Annotated in this window: 20 protein-coding genes; 2 read left to right on the top strand and 18 right to left on the bottom strand. The window is 60.8% G+C overall.

Annotated elements, in window-relative coordinates; all coding sequences use genetic code 11:
• Positions 1-84: 84 nt before the first annotated feature.
• Positions 85-1,527: a proline--tRNA ligase gene (proS, locus tag D1641_RS04660; protein WP_160663233.1), complete on the top strand. Its 1,443-nt coding sequence runs from the start codon at positions 85-87 to the stop codon at positions 1,525-1,527.
• Positions 1,528-1,570: 43 nt separating this feature from the next.
• On the opposite strand, the gene D1641_RS04655 is transcribed toward proS, so the two are convergent.
• The 3 genes from D1641_RS04655 to D1641_RS04645 all read right to left on the bottom strand — a co-directional run bounded on the left by D1641_RS04655 (position 1,571) and on the right by D1641_RS04645 (position 4,168).
• Positions 1,571-2,143 carry a Uma2 family endonuclease gene (locus tag D1641_RS04655; protein WP_160663232.1) on the bottom strand — a complete coding sequence of 191 codons (573 nt, stop codon included), beginning with the start codon at positions 2,141-2,143 and terminating at the stop codon, positions 1,571-1,573.
• 86 nt (positions 2,144-2,229) lie between these two features.
• Positions 2,230-3,876, bottom strand: coding sequence for a Na/Pi cotransporter family protein (locus D1641_RS04650; protein WP_160663231.1), 1,647 nt, complete (start codon positions 3,874-3,876; stop codon positions 2,230-2,232).
• A gap of 154 nt (positions 3,877-4,030) precedes the next feature.
• Positions 4,031-4,168, bottom strand: a complete 138-nt coding sequence (locus D1641_RS04645; RefSeq protein WP_160663230.1) for a FeoB-associated Cys-rich membrane protein — start codon at positions 4,166-4,168, stop codon at positions 4,031-4,033.
• 277 nt (positions 4,169-4,445) lie between these two features.
• On the opposite strand from D1641_RS04645, the gene D1641_RS04640 reads away from it, so the two are divergent.
• On the top strand, positions 4,446-4,844 hold the full coding sequence (locus D1641_RS04640) for a metal-dependent transcriptional regulator (RefSeq protein ID WP_160663229.1): 399 nt from the start codon (positions 4,446-4,448) through the stop codon (positions 4,842-4,844).
• Between the two features lie 214 nt (positions 4,845-5,058).
• On the opposite strand, the gene rplQ is transcribed toward D1641_RS04640, so the two are convergent.
• From rplQ to rplR, 15 genes are all read right to left on the bottom strand, one after another.
• On the bottom strand, positions 5,059-5,403 hold the full coding sequence (gene rplQ / locus D1641_RS04635) for a 50S ribosomal protein L17 (RefSeq protein WP_160569793.1): 345 nt from the start codon (positions 5,401-5,403) through the stop codon (positions 5,059-5,061).
• Positions 5,404-5,614: 211 nt separating this feature from the next.
• Complete coding sequence (locus D1641_RS04630) at positions 5,615-6,565, bottom strand: DNA-directed RNA polymerase subunit alpha (RefSeq protein WP_160663228.1); 951 nt, start codon at positions 6,563-6,565, stop codon at positions 5,615-5,617.
• Positions 6,566-6,858: 293 nt separating this feature from the next.
• The gene (gene rpsD / locus D1641_RS04625) at positions 6,859-7,461 is read right to left on the bottom strand and encodes a 30S ribosomal protein S4 (RefSeq protein WP_160663227.1); all 603 of its coding nucleotides are present in this window, start codon (positions 7,459-7,461) and stop codon (positions 6,859-6,861) included.
• A gap of 19 nt (positions 7,462-7,480) precedes the next feature.
• Positions 7,481-7,879 carry a 30S ribosomal protein S11 gene (gene rpsK, locus D1641_RS04620; RefSeq protein WP_160663226.1) on the bottom strand — a complete coding sequence of 133 codons (399 nt, stop codon included), beginning with the start codon at positions 7,877-7,879 and terminating at the stop codon, positions 7,481-7,483.
• A 12-nt stretch (positions 7,880-7,891) separates the two neighbouring features.
• On the bottom strand, positions 7,892-8,257 hold the full coding sequence (rpsM, locus tag D1641_RS04615) for a 30S ribosomal protein S13 (protein ID WP_160637773.1): 366 nt from the start codon (positions 8,255-8,257) through the stop codon (positions 7,892-7,894).
• An 18-nt stretch (positions 8,258-8,275) separates the two neighbouring features.
• Positions 8,276-8,389: a 50S ribosomal protein L36 gene (gene rpmJ / locus D1641_RS04610; protein ID WP_008982609.1), complete on the bottom strand. Its 114-nt coding sequence runs from the start codon at positions 8,387-8,389 to the stop codon at positions 8,276-8,278.
• Positions 8,390-8,554: 165 nt separating this feature from the next.
• The gene (gene infA, locus D1641_RS04605; protein WP_023346491.1) at positions 8,555-8,773 is read right to left on the bottom strand and encodes a translation initiation factor IF-1; all 219 of its coding nucleotides are present in this window, start codon (positions 8,771-8,773) and stop codon (positions 8,555-8,557) included.
• Entirely contained in the window at positions 8,766-9,062 is a 297-nt protein-coding gene (locus D1641_RS04600) for a hypothetical protein (RefSeq protein ID WP_160663225.1), read from the bottom strand. The genes infA and D1641_RS04600 overlap by 8 nt, the downstream gene beginning before the upstream one ends.
• On the bottom strand, positions 9,055-9,819 hold the full coding sequence (gene map / locus D1641_RS04595) for a type I methionyl aminopeptidase (protein WP_160663278.1): 765 nt from the start codon (positions 9,817-9,819) through the stop codon (positions 9,055-9,057). Before map ends, D1641_RS04600 begins: the two co-directional genes overlap by 8 nt.
• An 11-nt stretch (positions 9,820-9,830) precedes the next feature.
• On the bottom strand, positions 9,831-10,463 hold the full coding sequence (locus D1641_RS04590) for an adenylate kinase (RefSeq protein ID WP_160663224.1): 633 nt from the start codon (positions 10,461-10,463) through the stop codon (positions 9,831-9,833).
• 12 nt (positions 10,464-10,475) lie between these two features.
• Positions 10,476-11,867, bottom strand: a complete 1,392-nt coding sequence (gene secY, locus D1641_RS04585; protein WP_160663223.1) for a preprotein translocase subunit SecY — start codon at positions 11,865-11,867, stop codon at positions 10,476-10,478.
• A 2-nt stretch (positions 11,868-11,869) separates the two neighbouring features.
• A complete protein-coding gene (rplO, locus tag D1641_RS04580; protein WP_160663222.1) occupies positions 11,870-12,310 on the bottom strand; it encodes a 50S ribosomal protein L15 in 441 nt (146 codons plus the stop codon).
• A gap of 16 nt (positions 12,311-12,326) precedes the next feature.
• A complete protein-coding gene (gene rpmD / locus D1641_RS04575; RefSeq protein ID WP_160569802.1) occupies positions 12,327-12,509 on the bottom strand; it encodes a 50S ribosomal protein L30 in 183 nt (60 codons plus the stop codon).
• Positions 12,510-12,521: 12 nt separating this feature from the next.
• Positions 12,522-13,022, bottom strand: coding sequence for a 30S ribosomal protein S5 (rpsE, locus tag D1641_RS04570; protein ID WP_160663221.1), 501 nt, complete (start codon positions 13,020-13,022; stop codon positions 12,522-12,524).
• Positions 13,023-13,040: 18 nt separating this feature from the next.
• Positions 13,041-13,400, bottom strand: coding sequence for a 50S ribosomal protein L18 (gene rplR / locus D1641_RS04565; RefSeq protein WP_160663220.1), 360 nt, complete (start codon positions 13,398-13,400; stop codon positions 13,041-13,043).
• Positions 13,401-13,417: the final 17 nt, after the last annotated feature.

The following is a 13,417-nucleotide window of genomic DNA, read 5'->3' as shown; positions in this document are numbered from 1 at the left end:
TTCTCTTGACTTTCTCCCTCCATGTCTATAGAATAGTTATTTAAGATGCTTCCAATCCATTTTATAACAAAGGACTGAGACGATATGGCCATTGAAAACAAAAAGCAGGTGGAACAGATCACCGATATGGAGGTAGATTTCGCCCAGTGGTATACCGACGTGTGCACCAAGGCTGAGCTTATTGACTACTCCTCCATCAAAGGCATGTTTATCTACCGCCCCTACGGCTACGCCATCTGGGAAAACATCCAGAAGGAGCTGGACCGGAGGTTCAAGGAGACGGGACACGAGAACGTGTATCTGCCCGTTCTCATCCCCGAGAGCCTGCTCCAGAAGGAGAAGGACCATGTGGAGGGCTTCGCCCCCGAGTGCGCCTGGGTGACCATGGGAGGCAGCGAGAAGCTGGAGGAGCGGTACTGCATCCGCCCTACCTCCGAGACCCTGTTCTGCGAGCACTATAAAAACATCATCCACTCCCACCGGGACCTGCCCAAGCTGTATAACCAGTGGAACGCCGTGCTGCGCTGGGAAAAGACCTCCCGTCCCTTCCTGCGCCATCGAGAGTTTCTGTGGCAGGAGGGCCACACCATGCACCTGGACGAGGAGGACGCCCGCCGGGAAACCGAGCAGATGCTGAACATCTACGCCGACTTCCTGGAGAACGTGCTGGCTATGCCGGTGGTCAAGGGCCGGAAGACAGACAAGGAGAAGTTCAACGGCGCTGAGGAGACCTACACGGTGGAGTGCATGATGCATGACCGGAAGGCCCTCCAGTCGGGCACCAGTCACTATTTCGGCGACGGCTTTGCCAAAGCCTTTGACATCACCTACACCGGCAAGGACAACCAGCTCCACCACCCCCACCAGACCTCCTGGGGACTGTCCACCCGGGTGATCGGCGGCATCATCATGACCCATGGCGACAACAACGGCCTGGTCCTGCCCCCCCGCATCGCCCCCATCCAGGCCATGGTCATCCCTGTGGCACAGCACAAGGAGGGCGTCCTGGAGGCCGCCTCCGCCCTGCTGGAGCGGCTGAAGAAGGCGGGCATCCGGGCGCGGATGGACGACTCCGACCAGTCCATGGGCTGGAAGGCCGCCCAGTATGAGATGAAGGGGGTGCCCCTGCGGGTAGAGATCGGGCCCAAGGACATGGAGAGGAACCAGTGCTGCATCTGCCGCCGGGACACCGGGGAGAAGACCTTCGTCCCTCTGGACCAGCTGGAGGAGGACGTGAAGTGGCTGCTGGACGAGATCCACAAGAGCCTCTACGCCCGGGCCAGGAGGAATCTGGAGGATCACACCAAGGTCTGCCTCACCCTGGAGGAGGTCAGGGAGTTTATCCAGGCCGAGGGCGGCTTCGCCAAAACCATGTGGTGCGGCGAGCTGGACTGCGAGCTGAAAATGAAGGAGCAGGCCGGGGTCACCTCCCGCTGCATGCCCCTGGAGCAGGAGCACGTGGCCGATACCTGCGTGTGCTGCGGAAAGCCCGCCAAGCACTCCATCCTCTGGGGTGTGGCCTACTAAAAGGCAATGACAAACCGGCTCCCATCAGGGAGCCGGTTTTCTGTTATATCACGCGCTCGAAAATATCTGCCACCTGGATGGTCAGATCGTCAAACAGGCTGCATTTGAACTCGGTAGGGATAGCGTCCCGCTCCTCCTGGGTCATCTTGTTCAGAATGGCCTCCAGCTCCAGGCCATAGCCGTCGCAGAGGACCAGCTGCCCATTCTCCTGAACATACCGCTCAACCGTCCGGTCACCGGGGCTGACGATCCAGTATTCCCGGACCCCGCACCGGGCGTAGACCTCCTTTTTGTGCCCCCGGTCATACTTCACTGTACTGGGGGACAGCACCTCCACCACCAGGTCGGGCGCGCCGTGGACTCCGTCCGCCTTAATCTTATCCGGATCACAGACTACCATCACATCCGGGACAAAGCGGTCCTTCTCTGTCAAATAAAGGTCCACCCCGTCCGCGAAGGGGGTGCAGCGCTTTCCTTTCAGGTAGTCAGCAAAAATGCGGGCAATATTAAATGCTACATGGCTGTGATTGACCGACGGCCTCGGGGACATGGCAACAAATTTCCCGCCGATCATCTCGTCCCAAAGGTCCTCCTGATATGCCAGATTGCTGTTCATGGTGACACTCCCTTTCCTCTGATTTTCCGCTGCTTCTGCTCTTATTATACAGGACGGGGCAGAAAACCGCAAGGAGATTTTGGCGCTTACAGGGTGGTCTGGGCCTTGGTCAGCTCCTGGGCGATGTTGAGGACGTGGTCACCAAGACGCTCGAAGTCGGTGAGCAGCTCGGAAAAGAGGATGCAGGCCTCCTCAGAGCAGCTTCCGCCCCGCATCCGGGCCAGCTGCTCCCGGCGGAAGCCGTCGGTCATGTCGTCAATCCTCTGCTCCAGCTTGGCCACCTGGGCCAGCCACGGAGGGGTGCCCGCCTCCCCGGAAAACAGAGCGGACACCGCCCGCAGGGAGATATCCCGCATCTCCCCGATCTCCTCCCGGGCCCTGTCGGAAAAGACAATCTCATGCTCCGCCAACATCCGGGTATATCCGGCCAGGTTGTCAGCGTGGTCGCCGATACGCTCGATGTTGCCCGAGATGGTGAAGAAGCTGCTCACCACCTTGGACCCCCGCTCGTTGGTCTCGATGGCGATCAGGCGGGAGACATACCGGGAGATCTCCCGGTTCAAAAAGTCGATATACTCCTCCCGCTTCTCCACCCGGTCCAGAGGGGCGGTGTCCCGGGCCAGCACGGCCTGAAAGCTGGTATCCACATTCTGCCGGGCCATCTCCAGCATCCGGCGCAGCTCGCTGCGCAGCTGGTCCTCCACAATGGCGGACACGCCCAGGCCGCCGTCCTTGCCGCCGCCCACCAGGGGGGTGAGATAGGCCAGGCGCATGGTCTCGCCGCCCTCCTGGGCGGTATCCCGGTCGGGCAGAAGGAGGTTTGCCAGCCGGGCCAGCTGATTGCCGAAGGGGAGAAGCAGCAGGGTGGTCACCAGGTTAAAGACCACATGCATCACGGCAATCTCCCCCTTGGGGCTGGCTACCGCCCCCTCAATCATCGAGGTGATGGGGAGCACCAGCACAGCGGCGGTAAAGATGGCCGTGCCGATGACGTTAAACAGCAGGTGGATGCAGGTGGCCCGCTTGGCGCTCCGGCTGGTGCCCAGGGCCGCGATAACGGCGGTGATGCAGGTGCCGATGTTCTGACCAAACAGGACAAAGACCGCCCCGGAGAAGGGGATGGCTCCCGCGGCGGCCAGGCTCTGGAGAATGCCCACCGAGGCGGAGGAGGACTGAATCAGTGCGGTGAACATCGCGCCGAAGAGGATGCCCAGCAGGGGGTTGGACAGGGTGGACATCAGGTGCAGGAAGGCAGGCAGCTCCCGCAGGGGGGCCATGGCGGCGCTCATGGTGTCCATTCCGATGAACAGGATGCCCAGTCCGGCCAAAATCTGGCCGATGTGCTGTAATTTGATCTTTTTTACAAAGACCATCAAGAACACGCCGGCAAAGGCGATGACCGGAGCCAGCGCCCCCACGTCCAGGGCAATGAGAAGGCCGGTTACCGTGGTGCCCACGTTGGCCCCCATGATAATCCACACCGCCTGATTCAGTGTCATCATGCCGGCGTTGACAAAGCCTACCACCATCACCGTGGTGGCCGAGGAGGACTGGACAGCGGCGGTAATCAAGGCGCCGGTGAGCACCCCCAGAAAGCGGTTGGCAGTGAGCCGCTCCATAATGCTCTTCATCTGGCCGCCGGCGGCGGCCTCCAGGCCGGAGCTCATCATCTGCATCCCGTGCAGGAACAGCGCCAGGCCGCCAAAGACGCCCAGCATTTCTAAAATTTTCATACTCGTCTATTTCTCCTTTTTTATACTTTTCCCGAAATCTTCCCATTTTACTTTTACCATATCTATCCGCCTGTGTCAATCGGCACTTGGCTTTTTTTGCGCTTTCCAAATAGAAGGGAGACCGGCCCCTGGATGGGGCCGGTCTCTCCATGGCCTATTTATGACAGCCGCCGCAATGGCCGCAATCACCGTTACAGTGTCCGCCCGTCTTGTGGCTTCTCCACATCGAGCGGACCGCCAGCCCCGAGATAGCAATCAGGACCAGCACAACTACAATTTCTCCAAACGTCATATGCTCCTCCTCGTCTCACAGCGGTCAGGCCGCGGGTCTGCCTCTCTCCCTGATCTCCGGCCTACAGATTGGGCACAAAGCCCAACACCGCGCCCACACCGGAGACAATACCCTCGTGGCATGTTACCTCCCCCTTCCGCTTTGTTAGTTAGTTTTTACTAACCATCTTCTATTGCTCAGTTTAATATAGCTAACCATTTTTGTCAACCCCTATTTTAACTATCTTGATTTTTTGTTCAGGCTGTGATACTCTATGGAATTAAGGGAAGTGTATTTGATGAACATTTACGAATCAGCGGAAGATTACCTGGAGGCGATTCTGATTTTGCGGGAGCGCCAGGGGGCGGTACGCTCCATCGACGTGGTGCGTCAGTTGGAGCTGACCAAGCCCAGCGTCAGCGTAGCCATGAAGCGCTTTCGGGAGAACGGCTACATTGAGATGGACGCCGACGGCTTTATCACCCTCCTGCCCCCTGGGGAGGAGATCGCCCAGCGCATCTACAACCGCCACAAGCTGCTGACCAAATTTCTGGTGGCGCTGGGGGTCAGCGAGGAGACCGCTGCCGCCGACGCCTGCAAAATGGAGCACGACCTGAGCGACGAGACCTTTGAGAAGATCAAGGCCCACGCTCAGAGGCATGAAGGTCAGGCCATGGCATATAGTCAACACACTTGAAAATCGGTAAAGTTCGGCGGCCAAAATGGCACAGGGCGGCGTTGTCGTCTTTGGCGGGCGTCAGCCAGCCTGCATCCTCCGCCTTGCCCCGCGCCATTTTTCCTCCCCTCCTTTTTACCTCTTCTCAAGTGCGTCGACTATAAAATCCCGCCCGGCCCGCCTTACGCCCTATAACAAAGAAAAACCCGCCTCTCGGCGGGTTTTTTGCGATTTATCACACCAGCTGGATGATCGCCATCTCAGCGGCGTCGCCCCGGCGGGGGCCGATGCGGACCACACGGGTGTAGCCGCCGTTGCGGTCGGCGTACTTGGGCCCGATCTCCTTGAACAGCTTGTTGGCCACATCCTCCTTGGTGATGTAGGACAGGGCCTGACGGTAGGAGGCCAGGGTGTTGGTCTTGGCCAAGGTAATCATCTTCTCGGCCACGGGAGCCACTTCCTTGGCGCGGGTGACGGTGGTCTTGATCTGGCCGTTCTCCAGCAGATAGGTGACCATGGCGCGGAGCATAGCCCGGCGCTGGTCACTGGTACGGCCCAGCTTGCGGTTCTTCTGAGACATGGTAAACACTCCTTCGACCTCGCGTGGCGAGATCCGTTTAAATTCGTTCATTCGGACCGGGAGACGGTCCAGGACACCAAAACAGGACAGATTTTTATCTGTATCCGGCAAGGAACGTTACTTACTGCCGGATTGCCCCAGGTAGGGGGCGGCCTCTGCGCCGCCCCGTTCTATTTTACCGGAGGGGCGGCACGGAGACCGCCCCCTACTATCAGTTATTCTCCTCGCTGGCCAGGGACAGGCCCATCATGGACAGCTTGTTGATGACCTCCTCCAGGGACTTGCGGCCCAGGTTCCGGACCTTCATCATCTCCTCCTCTGTCTTGGAGATCAGGTCCTCCACCGTGTTGATGTTGGCCCGCTTCAGGCAGTTATAGGAGCGGACGGACAGGTCCATGTCGTCGATGGTCATCTCCATGACCTTGTCCCGCTGGGTCTCGGCCTTCTCCACCACGGTGGAGCGGCTGCCCATGGTCTCCGACAGGTCGGTGAACAGGGTGAAGTGGTCACACAGGATGCGGGCTCCCAGGGAGACGGCGTCCCGGGCGTCGATGGTGCCGTTGGTCCACACCTCCAGGGTCAGCTTGTCATAGTCGGTGGCGTCGCCCACGCGGGTGTTCTCCACTGTGTAGTTGACCTTGCGCACAGGGGTATAGATGGAGTCCACAGGAATGACCCCGATGATGGACTGGGCGGGCTTGTTCTTGTCCGCGGGGACGTAGCCCCGGCCGTGGGACATAGTCAGCTCCATGGACAGGCTGGCCTCGGGCCCCAGGGTCGCGATGTGCAGCTCGGGGTTGAGGACCTCCACATCGGCGTCCGCCTTGATGTCGCCGGCGGTAACCTCGCACTCCCCGGCGGCCTCAATATGGACGGTCTTGGTGCCCTCGCTGTACAGCTTGGCGATGATGCTCTTCACGTTGAGGACGATCTCGGTGACGTCCTCCTTGACGCCGGGGATGGTAGTGAACTCGTGCTGGACTCCGGAGATCTTGATGGAGGTCACCGCAGTGCCGGGCAGGGAGGACAGCAGAATCCGCCGCAGGGAGTTGCCCAAGGTGGTGCCATAACCCCGCTCCAGCGGTTCCACCACGTACTTGCCGTAGGAGGCGTCGCTGGGATTTTCCACACATTCGATGCGGGGCTTTTCAATTTCTATCATATGCTGGGATACCCTCCTTTTCTCGGCGGCGCGCTCGCGCCGCTTCATTCAGCTCACCAATATCTGAGGGTTGTCTAAGTCTGTGTTGGAATCTTTTGGATATCTGTCTGTAGGGCGGGACGACTCGGCCCGCCGTCCTCCTCGGATTCATAGGACCCCTAAAGCGGCGCGCCGGGGTCGTCGCGCCCTACGCACTCTGTAGGGGCGGACATGCCCGCCCATATCCGTATGGCGGCAAGACCGCCAACGGCTGCGCGGTGTGCGCCCCTACAGGCAATACCCAAAACCAGAAATTACTTAGAATACAGCTCGACGATGAGGTGCTCTTCCACGGGGAAGTCAATGTCATCCCGGGTAGGCATGGCAGTGACGGTGCCCTGGAGGGTATTCTTGTTGCGGTCCAGCCACTTGGGCACGTTGACCACAGGGGCGTCCTCGCCGGTCAGGCGCTTAAACTTGACGGAGGAGCGGCTCTTCTCCCGGACCTCGATCACGTCGCCCACCTTGACCAGGAAGGAGGGGATATCCACCCGCTGGCCGTTGACCGTGAAGTGACCGTGGGTGGTGAGCTGACGGGCCTCACGGCGGGTCATGGCGAAGCCCAGGCGATACACCACGTTGTCCAGCCGGCGCTCGATGAGGGTGAGCAGGTTCTCGCCTGTCTTGCCCTGCATCCGGGAGGCCTTCTCATAGTACATATGGAACTGCTTCTCCATGATGCCATAGACAAACTTGACCTTCTGCTTCTCGGTCAGCTGCATGGCGTACTCAGACTGCTTCTTGCGCATCTGGCCCTTGGGGTTGCGGTTGGTCGTCTTCTTGGCATAGCCCATGGCGGCGGGGGACAGGTTCAGCGTCTTGCACCGCTTGGCGATGGGCTGCATATTTCTAGCCATCTGTCAAAACCTCCTTCAATCAGACACGGCGGCGCTTCGGGGGCCGGCAGCCGTTGTGGGGAACGGGGGTCACGTCCTTGATGAGGGTGACCTCCAGGCCCACGGCCTGCAGCGCCCGGATGGCGGCCTCACGGCCCTGGCCGGGGCCCTTCACGTAGACCTCCACGGTCTTCAGGCCATACTCCATCGCGGCCTTGGCAGCCGTCTCAGCGGCGCTCTGGGCGGCGTAGGGAGTGGACTTACGGGAGCCGCGGAAGCCCAGGCCGCCGGAGGAGGCCCAGGACAGGGCGTTGCCCTGCGCGTCGGTCACGGTGACCATTGTGTTGTTAAAGGAGGAGCGGATATGCACCTGGCCCCTCTCTACGTTTTTGCGTTCGCGGCGCTTGCGCACCACTTTTTTACCTTTGTTCGCAGCCATGTGTATCCCTCCTTACTTCTTCTTATTGGCGACGGTACGCTTGGGACCCTTGCGGGTGCGGGCGTTGGTCTTGGACCGCTGGCCCCGGACGGGCAGCCCCTTGCGGTGGCGGATGCCCCGATAGCAGCCAATCTCGGTGAGCCGCTTGATGTCCATCGCCACGTTGCGGCGCAGGTCGCCCTCCACGGTGTAGTCGTGGATGACCTCCCGCAGCTTGGCCTCGTCCTCCTCGGTGAGGTCCTTCACGCGGGTGTCGGGGTTTACCCCGGCCTTGGCCAGGATCTTGTTGGCGCTGGTGCGCCCAATGCCGTAGATATAAGTGAGGCCGATCTCGATTCTCTTCTCTCTCGGCAGGTCAATACCGGCAATACGAGCCATTTTTTACAGCACCTCCAATTAACCTTGTCTCTGCTTATGCTTGGGGTTTTCGCAAATTACCATGACTTTGCCCTTGCGCTTGATGACTTTGCACTTCTCGCACATGGGCTTCACGGACGGTCTGACTTTCATTGTTAAAACCTCCTGAATGCCTAACGGCCCCGGTGGACTGGAGGCAAGGCTCCCGGCCCATCCGGTCGTTGATACGTTCTGTAGGGGCGCACATTGTGCGCCCGTTTTGATAGGGCTCCCCTTTACGCGCGGACGCACAATGTGCGCCTCTACACGCCAGGGTGTTTACTTCGACCGCCAGGTGATACGGCCCCGGGTGAGGTCGTAGGGTGACATCTGGATGGTCACCTTGTCACCGGGCAGAATGCGGATAAAATTCATCCGCAGCTTTCCGGAAATATGTGCCAGGATGATATGGCCATTTCCGATGTCCACATGGAACGTGGTATTGGGCAGGGCCTCGGTGACGACGCCCTCCAATTCGATCATATCGTCTTTAGCCAAGCGAATATCCCTCCTTGAAGGCGGCCAGCGCCCGTCTCAATGCCCGGTCGGAGACCGGCTCTCCCTGTTGCAGGCTGTGGATCACGGGATGGTCATACATGCGCGACTGGTCGTCAGTCAAACACGAGACATGGCCCAGCTTTTTCCGCTTGGGATGGGACACCCTCCGGCGCTTCCCATCAGCCAGCAGCAGTCTGTGCCCCTCCTGATCCACGCCCACCACGCAGAAGATACCGTCCTTATCCCGTCCGGCGTCGGCCCGGACGATCCAGCCTGTGTAATCAAACATAGGTTCCGTCCTCCGTGACGGTGAGAATCTCAGGGCCGTCCTCCGTGATGAGGATGGTATTCTCATAGTGGGCGGTAAGGGAGCCGTCCTGGGACACTGTGGTCCACTTGTCGGGCAGCACCTGCACATGCCAGTCTCCGGCGCACACCATAGGCTCTACGGCGATGGTCATCCCCGGCTGGAGCCGGGGGCCGTGGCCTGCGGGGCCGAAGTTGCGCACCTCGGGGGGCTCGTGCATTCTGGTGCCCACGCCGTGGCCCACAAAGTCCCGCACCACAGAGTAGCCGAAGGACTCCACATACTCCTGCACTGCGTGGCCGATGTCCGACACCCGACCACCTCCGCGGGCATACCGGATGCCCTCCCAGAAGCTCTGCTGGGTGACTTCGACTAAGTGCTTCGCCTCCGGACTGACCTCTCCGCACAGATAGGTGGCGGCGCAGTCGCCGTGAAAGCCGCCGATAAAGGCGCCCACATCGACGCTGACGATGTCGCCCTCCTTCAGCTTCCGGGGACCGGGGATGCCGTGGATCACCACCTCGTTGACCGAGATACAGGCGGAGGCGGGATAGCCTCCGTAGCCCAGGAAGGAGGGCTTTGCCCCGTGACTCTCGATAAAGCGGCGGACCGCCCGGTCAATCTCGTGGGTGGTAACGCCCGGGCGAACCATGGAGCCGGCCAGGGCCCGGGCCTGGGCGGTCAGCCGCCCGGCCCGGCGCATGGCCTCGATCTCCCGGGGAGATTTGAGCGAAATCATTTCCAGCGCCATCAGAGCCCCAGCGCCTCCATAATCACCCTGCTGGTTCCCTCGATGGTGTTTTGATTGGCTACGGGGGCCAGGATGCCCTTGGCCTCGTAGAAGCCCTTCAGAGGTTCGGTCTCGGCGTGATAGACCTCCAGGCGCTTCCGGACGGTCTCGGCCTGGTCGTCAGCCCGCTGGACCAGCTGTCCGCCGCAGACGTCGCACACGCCCTCCGCCTTGGGGGGCCTGGCCTTCACATGGAAGGGGGCGCCGCAGCTCTGGCACACCCGCCGGCCGGACATGCGCTCCTCGATCTCAGCGTCGGAGATCTCGATGGACAGCACATGGTCGAAGGTGATGCCGGCCTTGTCGATGGCCTCAGCCTGGCCGATAGTACGGGGCACACCGTCCAGGATGAAGCCCCCGGCGCAGTCAGGCTGCTCCAGGCGCTCGGCCACGATCCCGATGATGACGGAATCGGGCACCAGCTTGCCCTCGTCCATATAGCGCTTGGCCTCCAGGCCGGTGGGAGTGCCCTCTTTGATAGCCGCGCGAAGGATGTTTCCGGTGGAAATGGTGGGAATGTTCAGCTTGGCACTGAGGATCTCGGCCTGGGTGCCTTTCCCGGCGCCGGGGGCGCCCAAAAGGATCAATTTCATAGCCGTCTCTCCTTACTCCAGGAAGCCCTTGTAATGCCGCATGAGCATCTGGGCCTCCATCTGCTTCACGGTCTCCAGGGCGACGCCCACCACGATGATGACCGAGGTGCCGCCGATGGCCAGGGACTGATAGCCCACCAGATTGCCGGTAATGATGGGGGCGATGGCAATCACGGACAGGTACAGGGCCCCGAACATGGTAATCTTGCTGAGCACCTTCATGAGGAAGTCACAGGTGGGCTTGCCGGGCCGCAGGCCGGGGATAAAGCCGCCGTTCTTCTTCAGGTTGTTAGCCACCTCGACGGGGTTGAAGGCCATGGTGGAATAGAAATAGCTGAAGCCCACGATGAGCAGGAAATACAGCACGCTGTAGAAGGGCATGGTGGTGTCAAACACCTTCATCATTCCGCCCCAGAAGCCTGTAGTGTCCTGGCTGTGGCCGGTAAAGGCCGCGATGGTGGCAGGCAGGGAGGCGATGGACTGGGCGAAGATGATCGGCATAACGCCGGACATGCTCACCTTCATGGGGATGTGGGTGGACTGGCCGCCGTACATCTTCCGGCCCACGACGCGCTTAGCATACTGCACGGGGATGCGGCGCTCGGCGTTGTTGATATAGACGATAAAGACCACCAGGGCCAGCATACCGATGACGATGAGGGCGATAACCCAAGGGGCCAGGGCGCCCTGCTTCATGAGCTCGATATACTGCTGGGCAATCTCCTCGGTCATGCCCTCGTTGTCGGCCATCAGCTTCTCGGCGCCGCCCTGCACGGCCATCCAGCGCTGGAAGCCGCTGATGGTATCCATAACCATCTGGGGGAACCGGGACACGATGCCGGCGAAGAGGATGATGGAGATGCCGTTTCCGATGCCAAACTCGGTAATCTGCTCACCCAGCCACATGAGGAAGGCGGAGCCGGCGGTGAAGGAGATCACAATCACCAGGCCCACCCAAAAGCCGGGCAGCGCGCCGCCGTTGACCAGGCCGTAGCTCTTCACCAGGGTGTAGTAGCCGAAGCCCTGGAGCAGGGCGATGGCAACGGTGGTGTACCGGGTGATGGAGGCGATCTTCTTCCGGCCCTCCTCGCCGCCCTCCTTGGCCAGCCGCTCCAGAGCGGGGATGGCCACGGTGAGCAGCTGGATGATGATGGAGCTGTTGATATAGGGCTGAATAGACAGGGCAAAGACGGTAGCCATGGAGAAGGCGGAGCCGCTCATGGCGTTCATCAGGCCCAGGATGGTGCCGCTCTGGCTGTCCAGATACTGCTGGAGGGCGTTGCCGTCAATATAGGGCACCGGGATGGCGGAGCCGAGGCGGAAGATGAGCAGCGCCATGATGGTGAACAGCATCTTCTTTTTCAGCTCGGGCACCCGCCAAGCATTGCGGATTGTCTGGATCATCTTCAGACCACCTTCCACTTACCACCGGCAGCTACGATTTTTTCCTTTGCGGAGGCGGAGAAGGCGGAGGCCTCCACCGTCAGCTTTTTGGTGATTTCACCGTTGCCCAGGATCTTTACGCCATACTGGCATTTGGACAGGATGCCCTTGTCCAGCAGCGCCTGGACGGTAACGGTTTCGCCGTCCTCAAACTTCTCCAGGGCAGAGACATTGACGGCCTCCAGGGGCTTGGCAAAGATGTTGTGGAAGCCCCGCTTGGGCAGGCGGCGGGCCAGAGGCATCTGGCCGCCCTCAAATCCCACGCGGACGCCGCCGCCGGAACGGGCCCACTGGCCCTTGTGACCCCGGCCGGCGGTCTTGCCGTTGCCGGAGCCGGCGCCCCGGCCCTTGCGGTAGGCCTTGGTGTTGGAGCCGGGGGCGGGGGAAAGTTCATGCAGATTCATGTCGTGCGCCTCCTCGTTAGTTTTCCTCGGACACCTGGAGCAGGTAGCCGATGTGGGCGAGCTTGCCGCGGGTAGCCTCGTTGTCGGGCTGCACGGTGGTGTCGCCGATCTTGCGGAGGCCCAGGGCCTCGGCGGTCGCCTTGTGCTTGGCGATGCGGCCGTTGAGGCTCTTGACCAGCTTAATGTTCAGATTAGCCATTTTTGACCCTCCTTAACCCAAGATCTCTTCCACGCTCTTGCCGCGGACACGGGCCACTTCCTCGGGGGTGCGCAGGGACTTGAGCCCCTCAAAGGCGGCGGAGACCACGTTCTGCGGATTGTTGGAGCGCAGGCACTTGGTGCGGATGTCCTTGATGCCGATGGCTTCCATCACGGCACGGACGGGGCCGCCGGCGATAACGCCGGTACCGGGAGCGGCGGGCTTCATCAGCACACGGCCGGCGCCGAACTCACCGATCACCTCGTGGGGGATGGTGGTGCCGGACAGGGACACGGTAATCATATTCTTCTTGGCGTCCTCGATGCCCTTGCGGATGGCCTCGGGCACCTCGGCGGCCTTGCCCAGGCCGAAGCCCACGCGGCCCTTCTCGTCGCCTACTACCATCAGGGCGGAGAACTTGGCCACACGGCCGCCCTTGACGGTCTTGGATACGCGGTTCAGATAGACCAGCTTTTCAACAAACTCGCTGGGCTCTCTCTCAAATCTAGCCATTTGTTACTTCCTCCTCCCTTAGAACTGCAGGCCGCCCTCGCGGGCGCCCTCGGCCAGAGCCTTCACGCGGCCGTGGTAGACATAGCCGCCGCGGTCAAACACCACGGTCTCGATGCCCTTGGCCTTGGCACGCTCAGCCACGTTGGCGCCCACCTGCTTGGCGGCGTCGGACTTGGTGCCGTCCACCTTGAAGTCCTTCTCCAGGGAGGACGCGGAGGCCAGAGTCACGCCGTTTACATCGTCGATGATCTGGGCATAGATATTTGTCTCGCTGCGGAAGACGCTGAGACGGGGACGCTCGGGCGTGCCGGAAATCTTAGCGCGGACACGCTTATGGCGCTTAATGCGCTGGGAGCGGGTATCGGGTCTGTTAATCATAAATGGCACACCTCCTT

Origin of the sequence: Colidextribacter sp. OB.20, from assembly GCF_009911595.1 — a bacterium.
Lineage (GTDB): Bacteria > Bacillota > Clostridia > Oscillospirales > Oscillospiraceae > Lawsonibacter.
Note: the sequence above shows the minus strand (reverse complement) of the source record. Positions and strands in the feature narration are given on the sequence as shown.